20 protein-coding genes and 1 pseudogene are annotated in these 22,644 nt (G+C 59.2%); 8 read left to right on the top strand and 13 right to left on the bottom strand.

Going from position 1 to position 22,644, the window contains the following annotated elements; translation table 11 throughout:
* Positions 1-12 precede the first annotated feature (12 nt).
* The 6 genes from J8I34_RS27745 (at position 13) to J8I34_RS27720 (ending at position 7,110) form a co-directional block, all read left to right on the top strand.
* Positions 13-672, top strand: coding sequence for a vWA domain-containing protein (locus J8I34_RS27745; protein WP_209807503.1), 660 nt, complete (start codon positions 13-15; stop codon positions 670-672).
* Complete coding sequence (locus J8I34_RS27740) at positions 669-1,430, top strand: PP2C family serine/threonine-protein phosphatase (RefSeq protein WP_209807502.1); 762 nt, start codon at positions 669-671, stop codon at positions 1,428-1,430. The genes J8I34_RS27745 and J8I34_RS27740 overlap by 4 nt, the downstream gene beginning before the upstream one ends.
* Positions 1,431-1,438: 8 nt before the next feature.
* The gene (locus J8I34_RS27735) at positions 1,439-3,373 is read left to right on the top strand and encodes a helix-hairpin-helix domain-containing protein (RefSeq protein ID WP_209807501.1); all 1,935 of its coding nucleotides are present in this window, start codon (positions 1,439-1,441) and stop codon (positions 3,371-3,373) included.
* Between the two features lie 171 nt (positions 3,374-3,544).
* Entirely contained in the window at positions 3,545-5,389 is a 1,845-nt protein-coding gene (locus J8I34_RS27730) for a DNA recombination protein RmuC (RefSeq protein ID WP_245176177.1), read from the top strand.
* A gap of 272 nt (positions 5,390-5,661) precedes the next feature.
* Complete coding sequence (locus J8I34_RS27725) at positions 5,662-6,561, top strand: helix-turn-helix transcriptional regulator (protein ID WP_371748150.1); 900 nt, start codon at positions 5,662-5,664, stop codon at positions 6,559-6,561.
* A 369-nt stretch (positions 6,562-6,930) separates the two neighbouring features.
* Positions 6,931-7,110: a hypothetical protein gene (locus J8I34_RS27720; protein WP_209807498.1), complete on the top strand. Its 180-nt coding sequence runs from the start codon at positions 6,931-6,933 to the stop codon at positions 7,108-7,110.
* A gap of 395 nt (positions 7,111-7,505) precedes the next feature.
* Here the strand turns inward: J8I34_RS27720 and J8I34_RS27715 are convergent, their stop codons facing one another.
* The 4 genes from J8I34_RS27715 to J8I34_RS27700 all read right to left on the bottom strand — a co-directional run bounded on the left by J8I34_RS27715 (position 7,506) and on the right by J8I34_RS27700 (position 12,569).
* Positions 7,506-9,059, bottom strand: coding sequence for an AAA family ATPase (locus J8I34_RS27715; protein WP_209807497.1), 1,554 nt, complete (start codon positions 9,057-9,059; stop codon positions 7,506-7,508).
* Between the two features lie 766 nt (positions 9,060-9,825).
* Positions 9,826-11,547, bottom strand: a complete 1,722-nt coding sequence (locus J8I34_RS27710) for a hypothetical protein (protein ID WP_209807496.1) — start codon at positions 11,545-11,547, stop codon at positions 9,826-9,828.
* A 3-nt stretch (positions 11,548-11,550) separates the two neighbouring features.
* On the bottom strand, positions 11,551-12,027 hold the full coding sequence (locus J8I34_RS27705) for a nuclear transport factor 2 family protein (RefSeq protein ID WP_209807495.1): 477 nt from the start codon (positions 12,025-12,027) through the stop codon (positions 11,551-11,553).
* Positions 12,028-12,227: 200 nt separating this feature from the next.
* Positions 12,228-12,569, bottom strand: a complete 342-nt coding sequence (locus J8I34_RS27700; protein ID WP_209807494.1) for a YHYH domain-containing protein — start codon at positions 12,567-12,569, stop codon at positions 12,228-12,230.
* 538 nt (positions 12,570-13,107) lie between these two features.
* On the opposite strand from J8I34_RS27700, the gene J8I34_RS27695 reads away from it, so the two are divergent.
* Both J8I34_RS27695 and J8I34_RS27690 read left to right on the top strand, forming a co-directional pair.
* Entirely contained in the window at positions 13,108-14,166 is a 1,059-nt protein-coding gene (locus J8I34_RS27695; RefSeq protein ID WP_209807493.1) for a hypothetical protein, read from the top strand.
* 32 nt (positions 14,167-14,198) lie between these two features.
* Entirely contained in the window at positions 14,199-15,029 is an 831-nt protein-coding gene (locus J8I34_RS27690) for a hypothetical protein (RefSeq protein ID WP_209807492.1), read from the top strand.
* A gap of 35 nt (positions 15,030-15,064) precedes the next feature.
* On the opposite strand, the pseudogene J8I34_RS27685 reads toward J8I34_RS27690, so the two are convergent.
* The 9 genes and pseudogenes from J8I34_RS27685 to J8I34_RS27645 form a co-directional block, all read right to left on the bottom strand.
* Positions 15,065-15,187, bottom strand: a pseudogene (locus tag J8I34_RS27685) (HU family DNA-binding protein); the annotation flags it as partial.
* 39 nt (positions 15,188-15,226) lie between these two features.
* Positions 15,227-15,487: a hypothetical protein gene (locus J8I34_RS27680; RefSeq protein ID WP_209807491.1), complete on the bottom strand. Its 261-nt coding sequence runs from the start codon at positions 15,485-15,487 to the stop codon at positions 15,227-15,229.
* 581 nt (positions 15,488-16,068) lie between these two features.
* Entirely contained in the window at positions 16,069-16,341 is a 273-nt protein-coding gene (locus tag J8I34_RS27675; RefSeq protein ID WP_209807490.1) for a DUF971 domain-containing protein, read from the bottom strand.
* Positions 16,338-17,336 (bottom strand): HEAT repeat domain-containing protein, encoded by a 999-nt coding sequence (locus tag J8I34_RS27670; protein ID WP_209807511.1) that lies wholly within the window; start codon positions 17,334-17,336, stop codon positions 16,338-16,340. The genes J8I34_RS27675 and J8I34_RS27670 overlap by 4 nt, the downstream gene beginning before the upstream one ends.
* 27 nt (positions 17,337-17,363) lie before the next feature.
* Positions 17,364-18,212 (bottom strand): ABC transporter ATP-binding protein, encoded by an 849-nt coding sequence (locus tag J8I34_RS27665; RefSeq protein WP_209807489.1) that lies wholly within the window; start codon positions 18,210-18,212, stop codon positions 17,364-17,366.
* Positions 18,209-19,054 carry an ABC transporter permease gene (locus tag J8I34_RS27660; RefSeq protein WP_209807488.1) on the bottom strand — a complete coding sequence of 282 codons (846 nt, stop codon included), beginning with the start codon at positions 19,052-19,054 and terminating at the stop codon, positions 18,209-18,211. The genes J8I34_RS27665 and J8I34_RS27660 overlap by 4 nt, the downstream gene beginning before the upstream one ends.
* Before the next feature lie 12 nt (positions 19,055-19,066).
* Positions 19,067-20,491 carry an ABC transporter substrate-binding protein gene (locus J8I34_RS27655; RefSeq protein ID WP_209807487.1) on the bottom strand — a complete coding sequence of 475 codons (1,425 nt, stop codon included), beginning with the start codon at positions 20,489-20,491 and terminating at the stop codon, positions 19,067-19,069.
* A 46-nt stretch (positions 20,492-20,537) separates the two neighbouring features.
* On the bottom strand, positions 20,538-20,783 hold the full coding sequence (locus tag J8I34_RS27650; protein WP_209807486.1) for a 4Fe-4S dicluster domain-containing protein: 246 nt from the start codon (positions 20,781-20,783) through the stop codon (positions 20,538-20,540).
* A 22-nt stretch (positions 20,784-20,805) separates the two neighbouring features.
* Positions 20,806-22,596 carry a fumarate reductase/succinate dehydrogenase flavoprotein subunit gene (locus J8I34_RS27645; protein WP_209807485.1) on the bottom strand — a complete coding sequence of 597 codons (1,791 nt, stop codon included), beginning with the start codon at positions 22,594-22,596 and terminating at the stop codon, positions 20,806-20,808.
* Positions 22,597-22,644: the final 48 nt, after the last annotated feature.

Genomic DNA, 22,644 nt, shown 5'->3' with positions numbered 1-22,644 from the left:
AACATAGACATCATGACTGAACAAATCTCTTTCGGCACAGACAGTTTTGCGGACAACCCGGAACCGCGGTGCCCTTGCCTTCTGCTCCTGGACGTCTCCGGCTCGATGTCCGGCCAACCCATCAATGAGCTGAATGCCGGGCTGACGACATTCAAGGACGAGCTGGCAGCCGACTCACTGGCCATGAAGCGCGTCGAAGTCGGCATCATCACCTTCGGACCGGTCCGCACCGAATCGCACTTCCAGACCGCGGCTTCCTTTTACCCGCCCACACTGTCCTCGCAAGGCGACACCCCCATGGGTGAAGCGATTCGCCAGGGCATCGCGATGGTCAACGAGCGCAAAGCCGAATACCGCCGCAACGGTATCGCTTACTACCGTCCCTGGATCTGGCTGATTACCGACGGCGGCCCGACCGACGAGTGGCAATCTGCTGCCGCTCAGATTCGCGAAGGCGAAGCATCCAAGAACTTCGCCTTCTTTGCCGTTGGAGTGCAAGGCGCGAACATGGATGTCCTTCGGCAAATCAGCGTACGGGAGCCGCTCTCCCTGCAAGGCTTGAAGTTCCGTGAACTGTTCACCTGGCTGTCGAGTTCGATGCGTTCCGTCTCGCAATCCACGCCTGGTACCGAAGTCAAACTCGAACCTCCTTCGGGCTGGGCCTCGGTGTGAGCTGGGCAACCGTCTCTGCCTCCGTCGTCGGGACGTCTCACGTAGCAGCCGGCATTCCTTGTGAGGACAGTTGCTACGCGAATGTCGAATCAGACTCTCATGGCCGGCCAGTCCTGGTAGTCCTTGTGGCTGATGGTGCGGGCAGCGCGCGCTGTGGCGGTCTTGGCGCTGAACGCGCCATTGAGAGCGCTGCGTCGGTCATCTCGAAGCAGATCCAGCAGGTCGAGTACTACTTGAACGAGGAGTTCGCGACCAACTGTGCCATCGCTGTGCGCGAGCGGCTCTACGCCGATGCGAGTTCCGAAGGCAACGTTGCCCGCGACTATGCGTGCACGTTCCTGGGCCTGGTGTCGACCGGCTCATCCACGGTGCTGTTCCAAATCGGCGACGGCGGCATAGTCGTTGACACCGGCGAAGGACTCACACTTGCCGTGGAACCAATGTCCGGCGAGTATGCCAACCAGACCTACTTTGTCACCGACATGGACGCCCTAGATCATCTGTCGGTGAAGGTCCTGCCTGCAGGTGTCAAGTACGCCGCTGCGTTCACTGACGGCATTCAGCGGCTCGCCCTGAATCTAGAGGTTGGTGAACCTCATGCTCCATTCTTCACGCCCTTCTTCGGAACGCTGGACAAGTTGTCGATGGACAAGGTTCCGGATTTGGATGGTCCCCTGCGAGAGTTCTTAGGCAGCGAGGCCGTAAACGAACGCACCGATGACGACAAGACATTGGTTCTTGTCGCCGCCAAGCAGTAGCAGCGCCGATGAAGAAAACGTTCTTTGACGCCAAGGGCAACGCTATTCTCCTGGGTCGGGAAATCGGACGCGGCGGCGAAGGCTCAGTGTTCGACGTTGACGGGCGGCCGGGCCTGGTTGCGAAGGTCTATCACAGCGCGCTCAGCTCCGGTCGCCAGTCGAAGCTCGCCCACATGGTTTCGGCTGTTGACAAGTCCATTCTTGGATATGCCGCGTGGCCTCAAGAAACCCTGCATGCACAACGGCATGGCGCGATAAACGGGTTCCTGATGGAGAAGGTTGTGAATCGCGAACCGATTCACAAGCTGTACTCCCCTGCGCACCGTAAACAGGATTTCCCGCGTGCTGCGTGGGACTTCCTCGTCTACGTCGCACGGAACACGGCGGCGGCGTTCTCCACGCTCCACGACCATGGGCATGTGATTGGCGATGTCAACCAGGGCAACGTCGTTGTCGGCACCGATAGCAAGGTTTCGCTGATCGACTGTGACTCTTTCCAGATCCGCGCGAACGGAACGCTACATCTGTGCGAAGTTGGAGTTCCGCACTTTACTCCGCCAGAACTACAGGGCACGACCGCCTTCGACAAGGTTGCCCGGACAGCGAATCACGATAACTTTGGCCTCGCCCTACTCGTATTTCACCTGCTGTTTGGCGGCCGCCACCCCTTCGCGGGCAAGCCGCTTCGAGACGATGTAGGAAACCAGCTCGAGGCTGACATCAAGGCGTTTCGTTTCGCATACAGTCACAATGCGCGGTCTCGTGGGTTCGAGCCACCGCCCAACGCTTTGACTTTAGCTCTGGTGCCGAATTCATTCGGTGGCATGTTTGAGCGTGCGTTCACGGAACCCGGAGTGTCCGGTGCCGGCCGCCCGACCGCCTCCGAATGGGTCAAGGTCCTTGATTCGCTCCGCGCTGCAACGAAGAAGTGCACGACGTCTTCGATGCACATCTATCCTTCTAATCTTTCGACCTGTCCATGGTGCTCGCTTGATTCGAAGGGCGTGGTGTACTTCATTGATACTCACGCATATCAATCGGTAGGAAACTCTGGATTCGCTCTGGCGCGCGTATGGGCGGCCATTGAAGCGATTCCGGCACCATCAAGTCTCCCACTGCCCTCCTGGAACAGCCGGCCTGTGCCTCAGCCACTGCCGGCCGAGTACCAGTCGAGGCGCAGCAACGCATTGTTCGCAAGGACAGTGATTGTCGCACTGGGCATCTGCCTCACCGCTGCCCAACCCGCGTTGTTGATCCTCGCGCTGATGCTCGGTGGTTTTGCGTGGATCACCTTCGGCAGGGTCAACTATGGACCTGAGCGCAACCGCAGAAACCAACAGCTGCGGGCGGCCGAACAGCGCTGGTCGTCCGTTTCCGCGCGATGGGACACCGAGACAGGCCCCTCTGGATTCTCGACGAAGAAGGCGGAGCTTGCTCGCCTCAAGTCCGACTATGAATCACTCGGCGCCAAAGAGCAACGAGCACTCGAAGAGCTGAAGAGCACAGCGGAAGCCCGCCAGAAGCAACGCTACTTTGAGCGTTTCTTCATCTCAGACGCATCAATCTCAGGTGTCGGAGCTGGACGAAAGGCCATCCTTGCTTCACATGGGATTGAAACTGCCGCAGATGTGAACGCATCGCGGATAAAGAACATCAAGGGGTTCGGTGAAGGACTCACTCGCTCTCTCGTCGACTGGAAAAAGAAGTGCGAGCTCGGGTTCCGCTTCAATCCTGGCACTGCGGTCTCGGCTGCCGACCAAGCCGCAGTCAGGAACAAGTTCGCCGCGCTGAAGATACAGATTGAGAAGTCCCTTGCCGCTGGCCCCGAAATACTGAAGCGATACAGATCGGAGCAACAGCAACGGGCGACGTCCTTGCACAAGGTGGTCGAAGAAGCAGCGACAGCATTGGCGCAAGCCCGCGCAGACCTCACCGTTTTCTAGCCTCTTTCATACAGCCGGAAGCCCCGCCCCTTTCGGACGGCGCCGCGCTAAACACATCAACAATACAAGGGAAAATCTATGAACTCAATGGTGGCAATCGTGGCGACGTTCGCGGCGCTATTGGTCGGTCTTTTCGTTGGTATTCTCGCAACTAGGGGTCGAGCGGCAGCAATGTCCCAGCTGGCAGCTGCGGAGGCTAAAGCGTCGATGCAGGTCGAAATCGCCTCATTGACTGAAAGGTTGAGTGGCACATCGGAAGCCCTACAGACGGAACGTCGCGAAAACTCAACGTTCCGACAGTCTGCAGAGACATGGCGCACCGCCCTTGACGAAGCCAGCAATGAGATCGCAACACTATCCGAGCGGTCCCGCCGGGTACCCGCGCTCGAAGGACAAATTGCCGACCTGGAGACAGCCCTTGCGGACCACGAGGCGGAGTTGCGTAAGCTTTCGACCGAGAATGGACAGCACACAGAAAAGGCCGTTCAGCTCGCCGGGAAGCTTGCAGAGGAGCAAGAAGCGCGCAGCAAGCTACAGCATCAAAACGACGAACTAACCACTGCCCTCCGTCGCGCTGACGAATCTAAAGCGGCCTTCGAGCAACGCGCACTGCGCGTTCCGACCCTGGAAGCTCAGCTTGAGGACGTGCGTTTGGAGCTAAAGTCTGCCAAGGATACTGTTACCGAACTGCGGGAATCCTCCCGCGGCGAAATTTCGCGTCTCAGCGCGGAGCTGAATGCGGAACGGGAAACCTCGTCGCAACTAAAGCTCCGGTTGTCGGACGCGGTGACGGCACGAGATGGGCTCGAAGAAAAGGTGACCGATCTGTCCACTCAGCTGAGCGAACTACGCACTCGGACGGACGACGAACGGCAACACGCCGCAGAGAAGCTGCAGTTGCTTGTCGAAGCCAAAGAAGAACTATCGAATCAATTCAAGGCCTTGGCATCCGACATCTTGGAGGAAAAGGCAAAGCGGTTCTCAGAGCAAAACCAGACGACCATCGGCCAAATGCTCGAGCCTCTGAAGACCCAACTCAGCGAATTCAAAGGTAAGGTAGAGGAAGTCTACGTCCAAGAGGGCAAGGACCGTTCAGCACTCTCGGAGCAAGTGAAACATTTGGTCGCACTGAATCAGACACTGAGCCAGGATGCGAAGAACCTCACCCTCGCATTGAAGGGGCAAGCAAAAACACAAGGCAACTGGGGAGAACTAATCCTCGAGCGGGTTCTGGAGGCGTCTGGTCTACGCAAGGGCGAGGAATACAAAGTCCAGGACACGCAAGTACGCGAAGATGGCACTCGTGCACAGCCCGACGTTATCATTGAACTCCCCGAGGAGCGAAAGCTGGTGGTTGACGCCAAGGTGTCCTTGGTGGCCTACGATCGGTTTGTTTCGGCAGAGAATGATGAACAACGAGCCGTTGCCCTTCGCCAACACCTGGACTCGGTGCGCGCGCATATCAAAGGCCTGTCCGAGAAGCGCTACCACGACCTGTATGGTATTCAGTCCCTGGATTTCGTGCTCGCCTTCGTCCCCATCGAGCCCGCTTTCATGCTCGCAGTGACGAACGATAATGCGTTGTTTATGGATGCGTGGCAGCGCAATGTTCTGCTGGTGAGCCCGTCCACCCTGTTGTTCGTTGTCCGAACGGTCGCACATTTGTGGCGACAAGAGTCCCAAAGCCGAAACGCGCAGGATATCGCCAAACGCGGCGCCGAACTGTACGACAAATTGCACGGATTTGTCGCCGATCTGCAAAAGGTCGGCGAAAAGCTGGGTCAAGCCAAGGCCGCATATGATGACGCACATAACAAGCTGTCCGCAGGCAGAGGAAACGTCATCCGGCAGGCGGAGATGCTGCGCGCCTTGGGGGTGAAACCATCCAAGACTCTACCTGCCGCCTTGGTCCAAAAAGCAACCGAGGATGACGAGATTGTCGTGCCAGCCATCGCAGCGCTTCCTCGCACCTCGCTTGAAGGGCCGGTAGACATTCCCGACTTGCCGGCTCAATAAAGGAGCCACCGCCCATTTATCTCACCGGTGGAACAGTATGCCGTAAAGATAGGCACGTCGGTGATTCATACTATGACGGAGCCGTCTCTACCTAAATTGCAATGGCCAAACCAGCCTCGAAACACGAAGCGCTTTCCGCTGGCGCTGCTTCTTGTCCAAGGAAACCGAAGCCCCGTGCCTCGAATGTGAGCCTAGAGCGCCTACATAAGATCGTGCGAGTAATTCGAAGGCGGGGCTCCGTACCGATGGAAGCGCTAAAGCGAGAACTGGAGATGTCCGAAGCCTCGATCAAGAGGGATTTCACCTTTTTGAAGGACCGTTTCGGCTGCCCGCTGGAATATGACCGGGGCGTCAAGGGGTACGTCATCAATGATGATCTCTTGGAAGGCGGTCGGTTTGAATTGCCAGGTGTCTGGTTCAACGCTTCGGAGATACTGGCCTTGCTTTCCATGCTGCGCCTGCTGGAGGGCATACAACCAGGTCTGCTAGACGAGGATGTCGCGCCATTGAAGAATCGGTTACGCGCTATGCTGGCACAAGGCACCCCCTCTGTTCGAGCGCTGGAAAAAAAAGTAAAGCTCATCCACTTTGCACCGCGCAAAGTGGAGTCAGGCCATTTCAAGTTAATCGCCGGGGCGTTACTCGAGGGCAACCGACTAAAACTGACTTATTGGAACCGAGACAAACGGGAGCGGACCGAGCGGGAGATCTCACCTCAGCAGTTGGTTCACTACCGCGAAAACTGGCTGTTAGATGCCTGGTGCCATCATAGAAATGCAATTCGGACCTTTGCATTGGAGGCTATCGAGAAGGTTCACGTCTTGCCGGAAACAGCCGCCATGGAAGTAGAACGGGACGTACTACGCGCCCATTTTGAAGCCGGGTATGGTATCTTCGCCGGACCAGCCAAGCACCGGGCCCGGATAAAGTTTTCTCCCGCACGTGCGCAATGGGTTGCCACTGAAACGTGGCATCCTGCTCAGACGAGCAACTACATGGCTGATGGAAGCTACGTCCTAGAGGTTCCTTATTCGGACGACCAAGAGCTGGTCATGGACTTGCTGCGCCATTCACCCGAGGTTGAGGTGCTCCAGCCCCTGGAGCTTCGCCAAAAACTCCATGCGGCATTGTGCGCCGCAACAAAAAAGAATAAACCACTGTCTGTTAGCTAGCTCACTATTTGAGCTACTCAGGGCGCCAAAATTGCTCCATGCCGCGAAATAGTTCGTGGCAAGGAGAAATTAGTCGTGAAAGTTAATTTTGCGCACCTCAGGGAACGGGGACGTACGGGCGGGTGGATTAATTTCGCAGTCTTCGATGCGAGAGCGACCTCCGGCACAACTTCAGACAACTCACAGTTGCTGGCACAGCTTACAGCCCAAGTCCGAGCAGGTAATCTTCGAGTTGACCAGTCAGCCTTGGCTTTCATGGCCGGTGGGCGTCTGCAGTTCTTCGGTAGCCCTCCCCTAGTTGATTACCTGTCCACGAGCGGACTGCCACAGTGGACTCACAGCCTAAACGTCTAAACAAGGAGCATGGCAATGGCAAAAAACGACCCTTCCGGCGACAACGCACGGCGTGGCGCAGTCCGCGACCGCTCCCAAGTCTACAACCCCGTTACCCAGAACTGGACGAAACGGGATTCTGACACGGGTCGGTTCATGGACCAGAAGAAAGACGGCGAACCCTTCAAGGGAGTACGCAAGGAGCCGCGGCGGTGAGCATGGGAATGATGGGCGACCTGGCAGGAATTCAGCCGGTGATCCCCGACCCATCAGTCCTACCCACGCACGCATCAACGAGAGGTAACCATGAGCATGTCAAAAGCCTATCCCGATTACGGGCATCCAGAAGGAATCGCTGCGTCACCGTGGTTTAGAGTCCAAAATAACAGGTTGTACACCGACTATGGCCATCCAGATGGCATCGGTAGTACTCCGTGGTTCAGCATCCGAAACGATCGGGCGTATCCTGACTATGGTCACCCGAATGGGATTGGCGCAACGCCATGGTTCCACATACGGAACGGTAGGCTCTATCCCGACTTTGGCCATCCCAACGGGATCGGTGCATCTCCTTGGTTTCGGTTGGCCTGAACAACGCGAATGGGAAAAAGCTAGACGAGCACAGCCCTGCGAGCACGGGAAGAGCTACTTGCTCCCCCAATAGGCTGACCGGAGGCCGGCACTGCCCTTTCGCGTCCCCACGCTCGAATTGACTCGATTTGCTCGGGACTAGTCTTCGACAACGGCACAACATTCTGAAAGCTGCGGCGAAATAGTTCATCGGAGACGGCCGCATCGCCATTTAGATACGCCTCCTTGACGACCTCGCGCACCGCAGATTCCAGGTCCGAACCCGCGAACCCCTCCGAGAATTCCACGAGCTCGTTCATGAGATTGGCGTCAATTCCGCGCTTGAGGCCGCGCTGCACGTAGATGCCGATGATTTCTCGGCGCTCCTCGGGACTGGGAAGGTCCACGAAAAAGAGTTCATCGAAACGCCCCCGCCGCAGCAACTCCGGCGGTAGCCGTGACACGTCGTTGGCCGTCGCCACCACGAATACGCGGGAGCGTGCTTCCTGAAGCCAGTAGAGGAACTGGCCGACCAGTCGAGTTGAGGTTCCGCCGTCTCCAGAGCCTTGGGCACCCGCCAAACCCTTCTCGATTTCGTCGATCCACAGCACGCAAGGCGCCACGTGGTCAGCCGTACTAAGCGCGTCTTTCAAACGCCCTTCACTTTGCCCCAAGTATTGCCCATGAATCGTGGAAAGGTCGAGCCGATACAACGGCATCTTCCAGTTGTGGGCGATCGCCTTCGCAGACAGGGACTTCCCGCATCCTGGGACGCCCACCAGCAGCACACCGCGCGGTGGGCGAATACCCCGCTCCCGGAGGTCGGCAGTCAGCAGCGGGCGCTCTTTGTCCAGCCATCGCTTGAGGCCACCAAGCCCGCCTACGTCGAGTTCGGCGCCGCGCACTTGCACTCGCTCAATGCCCGAAATGTCTGCGAAGATTCGATCCTTGGCGTGTGTCAGCTGCGCCAAATCTGACTTGGCGATGCTGCCATTTGCGAGCAACGTGGCGATGATATTCTCCGCCTCAATGCGCGACACGCCTGTCAGGATAGCTGCCGCCTCCCGTTCGTCGGCTTCATCCCACTCGATACGATAGTCGGCACGGTATTCGCCGATTTGCTCTTGGATGATCTCAAGCATTTCGTCTTCGTTCGGGGGAGACAGAACCAACGACATACCCAGTCGCTGCAGTTGGCCCCAAACCGGCTTCGTCGTGATGACGGCAATAGCGCCGCCATTCTCTGCGGCGAGCATCACCGCGTCCAGTAGCTGCCTAGCAAATGCTGAGTCACTCTCGATGTCATCCACTTCGGTCAGTACGAAGGTGAGGTTCTGCCGCTGCGAAATCTGCTGATTGGCATAGTCGAGTGCACCGTGCACGGACCGGTCTTCGTTAACAGACCGGCCGCTGACCAGCTCACGCATGCCCTGCGACAGCGTATGAACATACATCGGAGCGTTGCTCAGCCCCTGAGCAATATCCTTGAGGATGTCCAGTACCCGCGCACGTTCCGGGCTACGGATAGAGATAAACGGCACGCGCGCCTTGAGATAGCGCGTCAGCGTACTGCGAAACTCCGTGGTGTCACTCATTTCAACGATATCTAAGCGAGAAAAGTTCTACGCCGGCGGCCACCCGTGGGCGGCACGGTAGGGCCACCCGGCACGACTGCGGCCGGTGCTATGCCCGCCGGCTCCGCTGAGTCTTCTGCATATCGCAAAAGACTGTTGTTCCGCATGACACTTGCAAGCTGGCCGCTACGGTCGGCACGGGCGCTGTCTTCCAGAGACTTTTGTGCTTGCTCGGCGTAGCGCCTGATGAGCTTTTGGAGCAGTTCAGCGAGCTCATTGGGAAACGGTGTCGAGCGGGCGAACCGATGAAGCACCGCCAGCTTACGCCGAGCATTGAGCAATGCAACCGCCAGTACGCCATGATCACGAGCCAACCTAAGGTCCCGTGATATCTCATCAGCCACACGCTGCAATCGCAGGTTAATGGCGTCGCTCACTCGCTGTGAAAACAGACCCGCTACGCCTCCCGTCCAACTCAAGGAGCCGGCGCTCATAGCTTCCACAACCGCCTCATCCTGGCTGCCGCTTTCAAACTGCACCAAGCAAGCTGACCAATCGGCGTACGTCCGCGGTGGTGTCATCGACTCACCACACTTAGCGGACTCGCCGCAGGAACGGTGTAGCAGGCAACAGATCCCACGCTGGGAAAGCACCTGCCAGTGCTTCGTTCATTGGTTGTGTCGGCGTGGGGTTATTCTGCGGAGGGGCGGAGTTATCCGGCTTGGGATCCACGAAAGGAGCGGCATCCGGGCCAGTTGAAATCAAATTGCGTGCCATCGATAGACTCCTACGCCGCTTGCGTCATCACGCGCCGAGCCTTGTCGTGCGCAGTCAACGTATATTGTTCCGGAGAGATGCCATCCAGCAGATGACCGACGTGAATAGCGAAAGCATCGCCCGCTGCGACATCACGCCGCCACTCCACTACCTCCGCCAGTACTGCCTTGAGGGCGCTTTCGCATTGGTTCTTCCTATTAGCGGCCTCCTCGATCACCTTCGCCTTGGCCTTGGCAACCTCCGCCTTGGACGTAAAGAACCAACCGATGGCGACCACAGCCACTAAGAGGAAGAACCATCCCGATGTCATTGCCATAAGCAATGCCACAATCCCCACACCTAATGCCGTCCAATGCTTCAGGCCAAGCTTTAGCGTGGCAAGAGTCTTGTCTCGCACATCATCGAGGTGCTTTCCGAGAGAAACCAGCAACGGGCCTTCGTTCTCCCCGATTCGCGTTTTCTCCTGCCAGCCATCAATGGAGATTTCCACCTCTTCGGGCACACTGTTGCGGAACGACGCTGTCAGGTCATCGTGCGCGTTTCGCACCCACGTGCGCGACAACGCAATGGCATAGCGCTGGGTTGCCCGAGTGGCATGGCTCAGTTCAGGATTCATCGCAGCATTTGTCAACAACTGCGTAAAGCTGACCTTTTCTTCCAGCGCAGCCGTTTCCAGCGCGTTCTTGCGCTCCGCAGCAGCGCGATCGCCGGAGTGGTTGATGATAAGCTGATTGAGGCGGTCCTCTCGGCGCAGGGGGAGTTCTTCGTCATCAAACCGGGACACCAGCGTTTCGAGTAATCCATCCACCGCGGCCTCGACACTGCGAGCCGTCTCAAGGGGGCCTTCGAAGATACGGCGGAAGTGCTCCAGCACGTCCTTGTGCAAGCCTGCTTCGTTAAGCGACTGATTGAGCTTTGGCCAAGTTGGGCTGAATCGCGACAGGTGCCCGTACTTGTCCGAATGTTCCGTTTCCTTTAGCTTCCCGCGCAGACCGTCATCCCATTGCTGGCGCTGCGCTTCAACGAAGCCAGCAGCCTCACTCAATTCCTCAATCCAGGCCTCGATTTTGCGCGTGCATTGCAGCCTAATCTCGCCCCCGAATACACCACTGGCAAGGGCATCAACCAGAACGACGGATTGTCGATCGAGGCTCGTGGGATTCTGCATGCCGAAGTAGCGCTCAAGCCAAGTGCGGCACGCGCTTACGCGACCTGCGCGTCGGCTGACGAGCGCGAAGAAAAGCGACGTCTTTTCGTCATCGCGTTTAAGCGCCTCGGCCAGTGCGCGTTTGGCGAGATCCTCCTGATTGTTCAGCCAGGCAGCCAAGGCTACAAGCGCTGGCGCCAACCAGTAGCGCGGTGCGGCCAGCATCAGCCCTTCCGTGGCGGACTTGACGGTCTCCGCGCGTACGACACTCACATCTGCAGCCTGCAAGATGCCTGTGGCCTGGCGACGAACCTCGGCATAGTAACCGTAGGTTGTCTCCAACTCCTGTCGGACCTTCACCTGGCGGGTCTCGGCCAATGACAGTTCCTTGGCTTTCAAATCCGCTGCAACAAAGCGCAGAAACGCTTCTTCCAAGCGGGCCAGCTCTGACCTGGTGTCGCTGAGCTCGGTGCCGACGCTCGTCACTTGCGTCGAGACGGCTTCAATGTCACGGTTGAGGCTCTGCAGACTCCGCGTGATCAGCGTGAGATCCGCAAGCTGGATTATTCTTTCACCGGCACTCATGGTTCAACCCCTGACTATCGAAACGTCACCGCTATCCGCGACGGCGATGAGTTTGTCTATATAGATTTCTATGAACGCGTACTGACCGCACGCGGCAAGAGCCCGCCCACGTGCAAGCAGCGGCGGCAATGACTCAAAGCGCTTGTAGTGGTGGATGATGTTGCCTAGGCGATCGAGCGTGTGGACCTCGTACGGTTCGCCCAAATAGCATTTGGAAACTATGCCGACGGGACACTCGTCGATGGAGATATCCGGCATCTCCTGCCGAATTGCGGCCACAAAGGACTCGACCGCCTGCCGGTCGTGAGTATGTCCTCCAGCATCGAGATGTCGGATGGCTTGGATATAGGCTGAGGAGCGCTTTGCTCGTAGCCGAGATTCAAGTTTCGCGCCTGACACCCCGACGGTGGGCGGAGTATGCGACTGCACCAGCGATCCAAGGCTCGGTGCGGCACCTGTGCTCAGTAATTTCCTTGCCATTCTTAGCTTTCAACACCCACTCTGCAAAGCCGAATCCCGTGCATTACGGAGATGCCCACATCATGCGGCGTAGCATGATCACACGAATATCGGCTGGCGCGGTGCGTCCCATCACCCTACAAAGGTAGGGGCTCACTCGCTTTGGGAGTTATATGGGCGGCGCTCACAATTGGCGCACGCACGTCCGGATTTTCTTGAGACTAACAGCCGCCGTAATTCTTACGACCACTTGCCGTGAGGGTGTATGTCCCTCCCCGCGGACCGACATAGCATTTTTGCCCAGGCGGGGCACTACGGTTCGAAGCTAGGGAATTCACCGACCTCGGCGCGGAAGCCGTTCCTTCCCCTGCCAAACGAAAATTGGTACCCCCTCCGCCGCGATGGCAGTGGTAGTCTCCGGTCGTACGATTGGTGTGGCAACCGTTGGCGTCGAGGCCGCCACCATGGGCATGGGCAGGGCTCGAAAGCGCAATAGAAACCCAAAGCGCTACTAGAGCTACGCCAACAGGCCAAGGCTTACAGGCAACTGTCCACCTGCACATGGGACCCCCTCCCCGTATCTTATGTATTTTTGCCACCGAGACAGACAGTGCTCTTGGTGTGATCTCTCTATTTTCCCTTTTCGCATGCAATCGCACCATCCCGCCACAGGGGGAGGCGTTAGTAGTGCCGAGGGAAAATTGCCGTCCAGTTGGATGGCAAACAGGGGCCGCTGCCTCGGCTGCCCTTCTCCTCGCTTCAGCCCGTGCCACCCTGGCTTCCCTACCCTCGCATCAGCTCTTTTGGGCTAGCCGCTCGAGTTCCTCCAGCACCAAACCCTTGAACTGCTCGAACACAACCCAGTTGTTGTACTCAGCGCTCCAAAATCCCCGCCCGCGGCAAATCGGCTCGACGAGGTCCCGGACTGGCTCGCAGATTGGGTGGTAGATCGAAATGTTGTTTCTGGGCAATTCCCGAACTCGCACTACCACACCTCGCACCGAAAACCTCCATACTCCGTCTCGCTGAAACATATGGCCCTCCGTCGTTGAAAGTGAGGTCAGCCTAGTTCGCAGGACGCTAAGGAAACAGCCATCAACAGTGGAAGAAACCGTGGCGCACAGAAAATTATCCATACAAATCAATAGCATAGATGAACCTCCCGCCGTCGAGTGCAACCCGACGCCAGCTGAGGAAGAGGCGGCTCTTGAGACATTCCTACAGTTCTTCTGCCGGCCAGACGAGCGCGAAACCTGGGCACTGAAGGTGGCGCGCGCACTAGCAGAGACCGCCCTTGAACGATTGCGGGATGGCAAGCAGCGAGCGGAATTCAACTCAGCGAACGTAGCGGAAATGGTCGGTCACACGGTGGCACCCGAGGCAGCCACCAGCTGGCTGTCGGGCATATGGACCAAGCTAACGCGGGGTCTGGAGCAACGGGAGCCTGGCATGCAAGACACGATCCGCCAGGCAGGCCTTCGCTATTACGCGTGGCCGAAGAAGACTGCGAGCAGCGGCGGCGCCGGAAACAGCTCCACCTACGCGATGGACTTCATCCGTCTGCCCGAGGTAGAAGGACAAGCGGCGCCGTTGCCTCCCGGCGGCATCGGATATGTCCGTGATGTGACCTTGAGCCCAGCATTCTGGGTGAGACCATTGGTGGAGGCCGGATTTGCGCTGAAAGGATGGCGGCGGTATTTGTTCCTTGGGTACGGCTTGGGTGGGCTCGCGTTGGTCGGCTGCCTTCTTGTTCTCCTTTGGCTGGTTATCACCACCCAGGCCACACGGTTGCCGAGCGGAGAGATTTTCACTCTGCTCCTGCTCGCCGGCATGGTGAGCTGGGCGGGGTACACCTGCCTCCGTCCGTTCTGGAGACTCATCGACCTGCGCATCATCATGGCGCCCGATGCTCTGCTATCCCTTCGCGAACGTGGCGTCCAGCTCGAGGCCGTAAAGGAGATGTCAGACGACGGGCATTCTGTTCGGATCATCCGGCTTGTCCGATACTCCGGACGCTGCCCCATCTGTGGAGAAGACGTCCACCTGCAGGACGGAGAGAGAGAGTTTCCAGACCGACTGGTCGGTAGATGCGACGAGCATCCAGCCGAGCATGTCTTTTCGTTCGACCGCCACACAAAGGTAGGAAAGCCGTTGCGGTAGAACCCGCCGGTTCGGATAGACGAGACCAGCGAATGAACGACGTAGTACAAGCGCTCAAGGACGAGGTTCTGCTGAAAATGGGCCGCAACCTCCTGCTCAATCAGCAGGTGGAGCACCTTCTAAAGGCCATACTCGGCCTCGCAAGGATCGAGGGCACACCCGCGGACGCCGCGGATCGACTTGAGGCGCGAAATGCTGCCCTAGCGACGACATCGATGGGCGGCCTGCAAAGAAGGTTCCGGAACGAAGTTCTCGCTAGCCCGGAAGAACCACCACACAATCCGGAACCGGCTGACGCTTCGCAGCCGTGGTTTAGCACGGCAATCCGGTTCGATCTCGAGTCCTCAGACAGGGAAATTCTGGAAGCTGACCTCGAAGCACTAACCGCAGACCGCAACGAACTCGCACACCACTTCCTGTCGCGCTTGCATCCTAGTTCTGCTCCGGTGCTGACCGAGGCTAGCGCCCATCTCGACCGGCAGCGAGAGAAGATTCTCGCGATGCACAGCCGCCTCAAATTGATGCATGGCTCGATGGCTGAGACATTACAGCTGGCTGCAAACTTCTGGTCATCCGGCGAGGGCTTGGCCGCTATCGAGCTCATGCATTTGCAGAGCAGCCGGATGATGGAGCTACTGGAGGAAGTCGCAGCAGCTCCGAAGCGCGCAGATGGGTGGACCGACCTGGCTTACGCATCTTCAATCGTACAGCGCCAGGAACCAGACGCGCTAGCTGACCGGAAGGTGCGGTATGGCGAACAGAGTTTGAAAGCCCTGGTCCTCAAATCAGGATTGTTCGAGGTCGCAGAAGAGGTCCTTCCCAAAGGTACAAGGACTTTGATTCGCCCACGCGCGGACGTCTAGGAGCAGACAATCCCTCCCCTTTGCAGCCGCGGATCTTACCCATTAAATACTGCGTCCTTCAGCTTCTTCAGCGGGCGCACCTTCACCTTCACGGATGTCGGTTTGGCGGCAAACCACTGTTCCTGGGCCGTGAACGGATTCTTGCCGAAGCGCTTCTTAATGAGGCGCCGAGCGCCTCATTCACGGGCAAAACGTGGTCACTTGCCGCCCGGCCAGTTCTTCTCGAGGAACGCAGTCAGCTCTTCACGTTTGATCGGCTTGCGGCCAGGATAGTCCGCGATACCATGAAGAATCACCTCACGACTTTGTTGGCTGTTGTTGTATCCGTGAGTTTTCAGGTAATGGTCGATGAAATATTCGACCTCCCATTCTTCCGTCGCCGAAACATAGATCCGGTCCAAGTGACCACGGTAGTGCTTGTTGTCCTTTCCGGACCATTCACCCTTTTGAAACGTCATCGTCAAGATCCTTACATAAATGCCAACGTCGGCGGACTACACCAAAAGCCTTCCCATCGGACACTAGTGGCCAGCGAAGAAGGTTCCCAAATGCTAGTCGCAATGCCACAGTGAAATTCTTTGTTCGCGACTGGATGCCCGCCGTACTTCTCCGCAGATCCAATCATCTTTGATGAGTTTCTGCATCAAGGGAGAGTTGGCATACCGACGAGGATCCGGGCTCCTACGCTCTCCTCTTGGGGTTCCTCCTTTCTCATCCGCTTCATTCCATATGCCTTTGACAGTTCCGATACGCAGGTCTGGCGCGACCGGGCTGATGCCAATATTTGGTTTAAGTCCAGATGGCCCGCCACGGAATTAAAATTGACGCATTAGAGGCTGCCGGATGATTTTCCGTGAGAGTAGTTCCGCCCCGGAAATACAGTCTGCGCAGGTCATCCGCTACAAGGACGCAGTAGGTCATACCTGGGACGGAAAAGGCCAACTTACCCGATTGGTTGCAGCGAGCAGCGAACGCGGGACAGTCCGTCGAGCATTTTAGGGTTGCCAGCGTGGAAAAGAGCCGGAGCACGTTTGGCGGGCTACAGCGCCCACAGGTAAGACCACGGGAAAATGCCGCGCTCATGACCATCGTTGAAGACAAGTTGGACGCCATAACCCATCTCATTAACAGCGACAATGCGCACGTCCTGCGCCGATGCTGTTTCTACAGGCTGGCGTCGGCAGTCGGAACAACGGCACGCGGCGCGCAGCCATGCATGGGCCAGAGACTGGTGTCGGCCGTCGGGCCAGTCGATGCGTAGCGTCCCTTCGGCGGACGCCACTTCCAGGTGCGTCGGTACAACGCCGTTCATGCCCCACCATACGGGTGGCCGATCTGGGCGAGCGCGATTCGCACCGCCTTTCGCACCTCAGGATCGACGTCGTTGACTGCGGCAGACAGCGCCGGCAATGCCTCAGGATTCCGCAGACTTCCCAGCGACAGCGCGCTTTCCTTGCGCAGATTGCTGATCGCATGCCCTAGCTGCACAGTCAGCGGCGCCAGCGCTCGGCGGTCTCCTATCCTGCCTAGCGCCCGCGCAGCCTGCAAGCGAACCTGCCAGTATGCGTCTTCCAACGCATCGACCAAGGGCGGAACGGCCTCGGGGAACTTAAGCTTGCCGAGCGTTTGTGCGGCTTCTTCGCGCACCTGCCAGGCGCTGTCGCACAAGGCTGTCAGTAGTGCATCGCGTGCCGACACGTCGGCCGCGAGGCCGAGCGCACCTGCGGCAGCCCGCCGGACCTCGGCGTCGGCGTCGTCTACGGCGACCCGTGCCAACGCGGGGAGCGCTTCGCTGCGCTTGAGCCAGCCCAGCACGGTTACCGCCTCTCGTCTTACTGGGGCGGCAGTATCGGACAGCGCCGTCATCGCAGCATCGAATCCGAGCGCGTACCGGAGCTCGCGCAGCCCGCGCCAAGCCGAAGCGCGAACAAAGGGATCGTCGTGTGTGACCCACGGCAGCAATGTGTTGCCCGATGCGGGCTCCTTAAGCTCCGAGAGCGCCTGGGCTGCGGCTTCGGCCACCTCGCGGTCAATATCTGCGAGCGCCAAGGCCAGCGCCCGCGCCACGTCTTCGGACTCCCAGCTGGCCAGTGTGCGCGCGGCTTCGGCACGGACGCTCGGCGCCGGGTCGGACTGCAATCGATGCAACAACAGCGGCACACCGGCCTCGTCTCCCAGGTCGGCAAGCTGCAGCACCGCCACGCGGCGTACGGCGGGGTCGGAATCGGACAAACGAGGCGCCAGCGCGTCCAAGGCGGGGCTCAGCGTAGTCAGGGGAGAGTCAGCCGAGGCGGAAAGGTTGGACATGTAGAAAATTTTCAGCAAATAGATCGTTCATGCGGCGCGCTGGCGCGCGCCGTGACCAGCAGCAGTCGAGATGGGCGCGCCCTCGGGATCCTGATGCAGCAGTGCGCGGCAATGGCGCTTGAGCCGGATAAACGCGTCATCGGTCAGCAGGTCGCCGTGTCGGGGACGGTCGAATTCCACCGCAATGTCGTCCAGGATGCGACCGGGGCGCGGCGACATTACCAGGACACGGTCGGCAAGGAACAGGGCTTCGTCAATATCGTGGGTAACGAACACCACGGTAGTCCGCATCTGCGTCCAAACGTCGAGCAGCAGCGCCTGCATGTGGGCGCGGGTCTGCGCGTCAAGTGCACCGAACGGCTCATCCATTAGCAGCACGCGTGGTCGATTAATCAGTACGCGGGCGATCTCCACACGCTGTTGCATGCCGCCCGAGAGCTGCGCCGGGTATCGCTGCGCGAAGGCGCCGAGGCCGACTAGGTCCAACAGCGCCTGCGCCTCGCGCTTGCGCGCTGCAGCGGGCATGCCCTGCATCTTCAGACCGAAACTGACGTTGTCGAGCACGCGTTTCCAAGGGAACAACGAATGCTGCTGGAACACCAGTCCGCGCTCCGCTGCGGGCCCGCGCACCGGCACGCCGTCGAGCAGGATATCGCCAGCTGCCGCAGGGAGGTGTCCGGCGATGGCGCCCAGTAGCGTCGATTTGCCGCATCCTGAGGGTCCCAGGATGCAGACAAATTGTCCGGCGGGAATATCCAGGGAGAGCTTGTGAACCGCGGTAAACGAAGCATTGCCTCCTTTGCCGTTACCCAGCGCCACATCCAGATCACGCACCTGCAGGCGGCCAGCGTGAATCGCTTGGCTAGACGGATTCATGCTCGCACCTCCTGCAAGCGAGTCCACGGCATCAGCCAGGCGCCGGCGCGCTTGATTAGTGCGCTGCTACCCATACCGAATGCGCCAATCCAAAGCATGCCGACGACGATGTCAGAATAGTTCTGGAGGTTGTAGGCCTCCCACGTGTAATAGCCGATGCCATACTGGCCAGCAATCATCTCGGCAGTGACAAGGCAGAACCACGACGTGCCCATGCCGATTGCCAGCCCGGTAACGATGCTCGGAAGCGCGGCCGGGAGAAGCACCTCAGGAAATACTGTCCAGGGCCGCGCACCGAGGCTGCGCGCAGTGGCGACCAAGCGGGGGTCGGTGCGCTCGACGCCGTGAATGGTGTTGAGCAAAATAGGAAAGAGTGCGCCGATGAAGGTGATGAAAATCATGCTCAACTCCGACGACGGGAACATCAGGATCGCTAGCGGAATCCACGCCACCCCCGGAATCGGACGTAGTACCTCCAGTGGCGGCAGCAGCAAGTCTTCGAGCCAGCGAGAACGGCCAATCGCCATGCCGAGAACGATGCCCGCCACAGCTGCAGCCCCGAAGCCGGCGAGCACGCGCGCCAGGCTGTTTCCCAGGTGCAGAATCAGCTTGGGCGACTGCAGCAACTGCCAAGCCGCGGGCACGACGTCGCTGGGTGCAGGTACGTTGGCGAAAGTGAGAATGCCAAGGTGCACCCTGTGAGAGGAAGCCAGTTGCCACAGCACAATGCAGCCCGCCAGCGAGGCGATGCGCAACAGCCAGCGCATCAGCCGCACGCGAACTTGTCCGGCCGCTACGGGCAAGGTAGCAGCTGCTCCGATACCAAGACTGACCGAACTCATCGTCACACCTCGTCAATGGCTGGCCAGGGCGACGGCGCCCGCGCCGCTGACAGCGGCAAAGTCGCGCACACTGCCGCCTTGGGCCCTTGCCCAGCGATCGGCCGACTCCTTGAGCAGGAAAGCGCTCACCTGCCCTTTTCCGTCCTGCACGTACCAGACCTTGTCGGCCAGTAGCTTAAGACCTGTGTTGCGGTCGTGCACATAGAGTACGCGGGCCTTCTTTCCTTCCTTGCCAGCCTGTCTAAGGGCGGCGAATGCGGCTTCGGGCGCGGCATAGGCACGCACCTTTGGCTCGCCCTGGACCCACAGCTGCGCTGCCAGCTTCGGATCGGCGATGCGCTTACCAGTGACCGAGTCCTTTGCCGCCAGTGGCTGTTTATCGTACGATTTCAGTCGCGCATCGTAGTCCAGCCCTTCCAGCCGGAACGCTTCGCGAATATAGCGGTCGTCAATCACGCCGTCGGCATTGAGGTCCGCATCCGTACGCTTGAGCAGCTTCAGTGTCTCGATAGAAGTTTGCAAGGCCTGGCGGTATTCCGGCTTCCAGGTGTAGTCACGGTTCTGGAGGCCCAGTGGACCATGGAACAGGTAGTCCACCTCGGCGTCGATGCCGGTAACCTTGGCGATGAGTTCGCTGTACTTCTCCGGTTCCGCGGCCATCAGGCGGTCGGCTTCAATCGCCGCGCGCAGGTATGCCACCACGACTTCCGGGTACTTTTGCGCATAGGCCGCGTTGACCAGCGCGCCGTGGAAGGTCGGCGCCTCGGCTTGGGAGCCGTCATAGATCTTCCGGGCGAACCCGCGGAACGTGAATAGCTCAGGGAACGGCACAAAGTTGGCATGCCCATCAACCTTGTGCGCTTGTAGCGCGGAGCCACCGACTTCCGGCGACTGCGAGACCAGCGTCACGTCCTTGTCCGGGTCCCAGCCCTGCCGCTTGATAGCGCGCAGCAGCATGCCGTGTGCAGTCGAGCCGAACGGCACCGAAATGGTTTTGCCCTTGAGTTCAGCGAGCGACTGGATCGGCGAGTCTGCGGGCACCACGATGCCGTTGCCTGTCCCAATCGCATTACCTGATAACGGGGCGATGAACAGACTCTTCTTGCCAGCTTTCTGGAAGGCAGCCGCATTCAACGAGCCAGGAAAGTCCGCCATCGCGCCGATATCGAGCTTGTCCGCGACCATCTCGTTGGTCAGCGGCGGGCCGGAGGTGAAGTTCTTCCACTGGACGTCATAGGTGACATCCTTGTACTTACCGGTACGGGGTAGATACTTCTCAATCAGCTTCAGTTCGCGGATCAGCAGGCCACCGGTGGCGCAATTGATGGTGGTGTCCTGCGTGCCGATAGCGACGCGGATAGTTTCAGCGCCGGCGGTGCCAGCCAAGCTTACCGCGGCCATGGCGAGCAGCAGGCGCATGCTGTAAGACGTCTTCATGGGGCGTGTTCCTGTAGTCGGTTTGTTGTCAGGCGTTGTAAGTGGTTCAGCGCAACAGATACGGAATTTCGACCCGTACCGCGCCGGTTGGGCAATCCTTTTCGCAAGGCATGCAGTACCAGCACTCATCGAACTGCATGTATGCCTTGCCCTTGCTTACATCGATGGCAAGCAGATCCATCGGACAAACATCTACGCAGACCGTGCATCCCTTGTCGGCAATGCATTTGTCCTCATCGATGGTGACTGGCGCAGTGCTGCGCTGGGTAATCTCATGCGGGGTGTAGGCCATGGCTAGATTTCAGTGGCTCCCGTCAGGCGGCAGCCAGGGTCGATGCAGGCGATGCTGCGGTTGAGATTGAGGCACTCGCGCTGGTGGGTTCGGCATTGCCACGGCTCACACGCAAACGTTGGTAAGCGGTGGCGTCATCGCCTTCCACCGGTACCACATACGGCTCGATCGCGCGCTTGTGGCTGACCATGCGCCCGGAAGCGTCCTTGCTCAGATGCGTATGGCAGAACCAGTCGGTGTCGTTGCGCTGAGGGTAATCCACTCGGTGGTGGTACAGGCCCCAGCGGCTCTCGGTACGGAACAGCGAAGCACGCGCCGCCATCTCCGCGCAGTCCCGAATCGCCATGACCTCCACCGCGCGCATCAACTCATGTGGATTGGCGGCACGGATCTGGCCGATGTCCTCTGAGATGGCGTCAAAGCGTTGCAGGCCGATTTCCATCTTGCGCGTGACCTTAGGCGGCTGCAGGTAGTCATTGACCATGCGCCGCAGCTTGTATTCCACCTGCGCCGAAGGCAAGCCATGCTCGCGCAATAGCGGCGCGTAGATTCGGGCGCGTTCGGCGTCCACCTGCGCTGCATCAGCCTCAGTCAGTTCGCGGCTGGCGACATAATCAGCGGCGTTGTGCCCAGCGAACCAGCCGTAGGTAAAGGCACCCAGCATGTAGTTGTGCGGCACGGCGGCCATATCGCCCGCTGCATAGAGGCCGGGCACGGTGGTCTCCGCGCGCTCGTTAACATGCACCCCGGAGGCGCTATGGCCGCTGCAGAAGCCGATCTCCGAGATATGCATCTCCACCATCTGCTTGCGATAGTCCGTGCCCCGCCCTGCGTGAAACTGCCCGCGACTGGGGCGTTCGTTGGTGTGGAGAATAGTCTCGATGGTCTGGATAGTTTCTTCCGCCAGGTGGTCAAGCTTCAGGAACACGGGGCCGTTACCGCCTTGCAGTTCCTGGTAGAACTCCCACATCATCTGGCCGCTCCAATAGTCGCATTCGATGAAGCGCTCGCCCTTGCCATTGGCTGTGTAGCCGCCCAGCGGCCCGGTCACGTAGGCGCAGGCTGGTCCGTTGTAGTCCTTTATCAGCGGATTAATCTGGAAGCATTCCAGGTTGGCCAGCGCCGCGCCGGCGTGGTACGCCATGGCATAGCCGTCGCCGGCATTTGTCGGGTTCTCGTAGGTTCCCATCAGGTAGCCGGAGGCCGGCAGGCCCAGCCGCCCTGCGGCGCCGCAGCACAGAATCACTGCGCGTGCGCGCACCACGTGGAACTCGGCGGTGCGGCAGTCGAAGCCCATCACGCCGCACGCGGCGCCGTTGGCATCGGTCAGCACACGTGTGGCGACGATACGGTTGGTGATCTCCACCCGTGCGCGCTTGAGCTGGCGGTACAACACCTTCTTGACGTTGTGGCCCTCCGGCATTGGCAGCACGTACGAACCCATGTGATGGACCTTCTTCACCGCGTAGTCGCCCGTCTCATCCTTCTCGAAGCGCACGCCCCAACGGTCGAGCTGCTCAATGGTGGCAAAGCTGTGGCGCGCATAGGCGTAAACCGTGGACTGGTCGACGATGCCGTCGTTGGCCACGGTGATTTCCCGCGTGTATTGCTCAGGCGTGGCGTGGCCGGGAATGACGGCATTGTTCAGGCCGTCCATGCCCATTGAGATGGCGCCGCTGCGCTTCACGTGCGCCTTGTCAAGCAGCAGCACCCGCAGCGCGGGGTTGCGCTCCTTCGCCTTAATTGCCGCCATCGGGCCCGCGGTGCCGCCGCCCACGACAACGATGTCGTATTCGTGAGTTTGTGTGTTCATGCTCGAGAATTCACATTTGGATTGGTCGATTGGGCCGCAGACTTGAGA

This window comes from Cupriavidus phytohabitans (assembly GCF_017815025.1).
Classification (GTDB): Bacteria; Pseudomonadota; Gammaproteobacteria; order Burkholderiales; family Burkholderiaceae; genus Cupriavidus.
The sequence above is the reverse complement of the archived record's forward strand: the minus strand, read 5'-3'. Positions and strand labels throughout refer to the sequence as shown.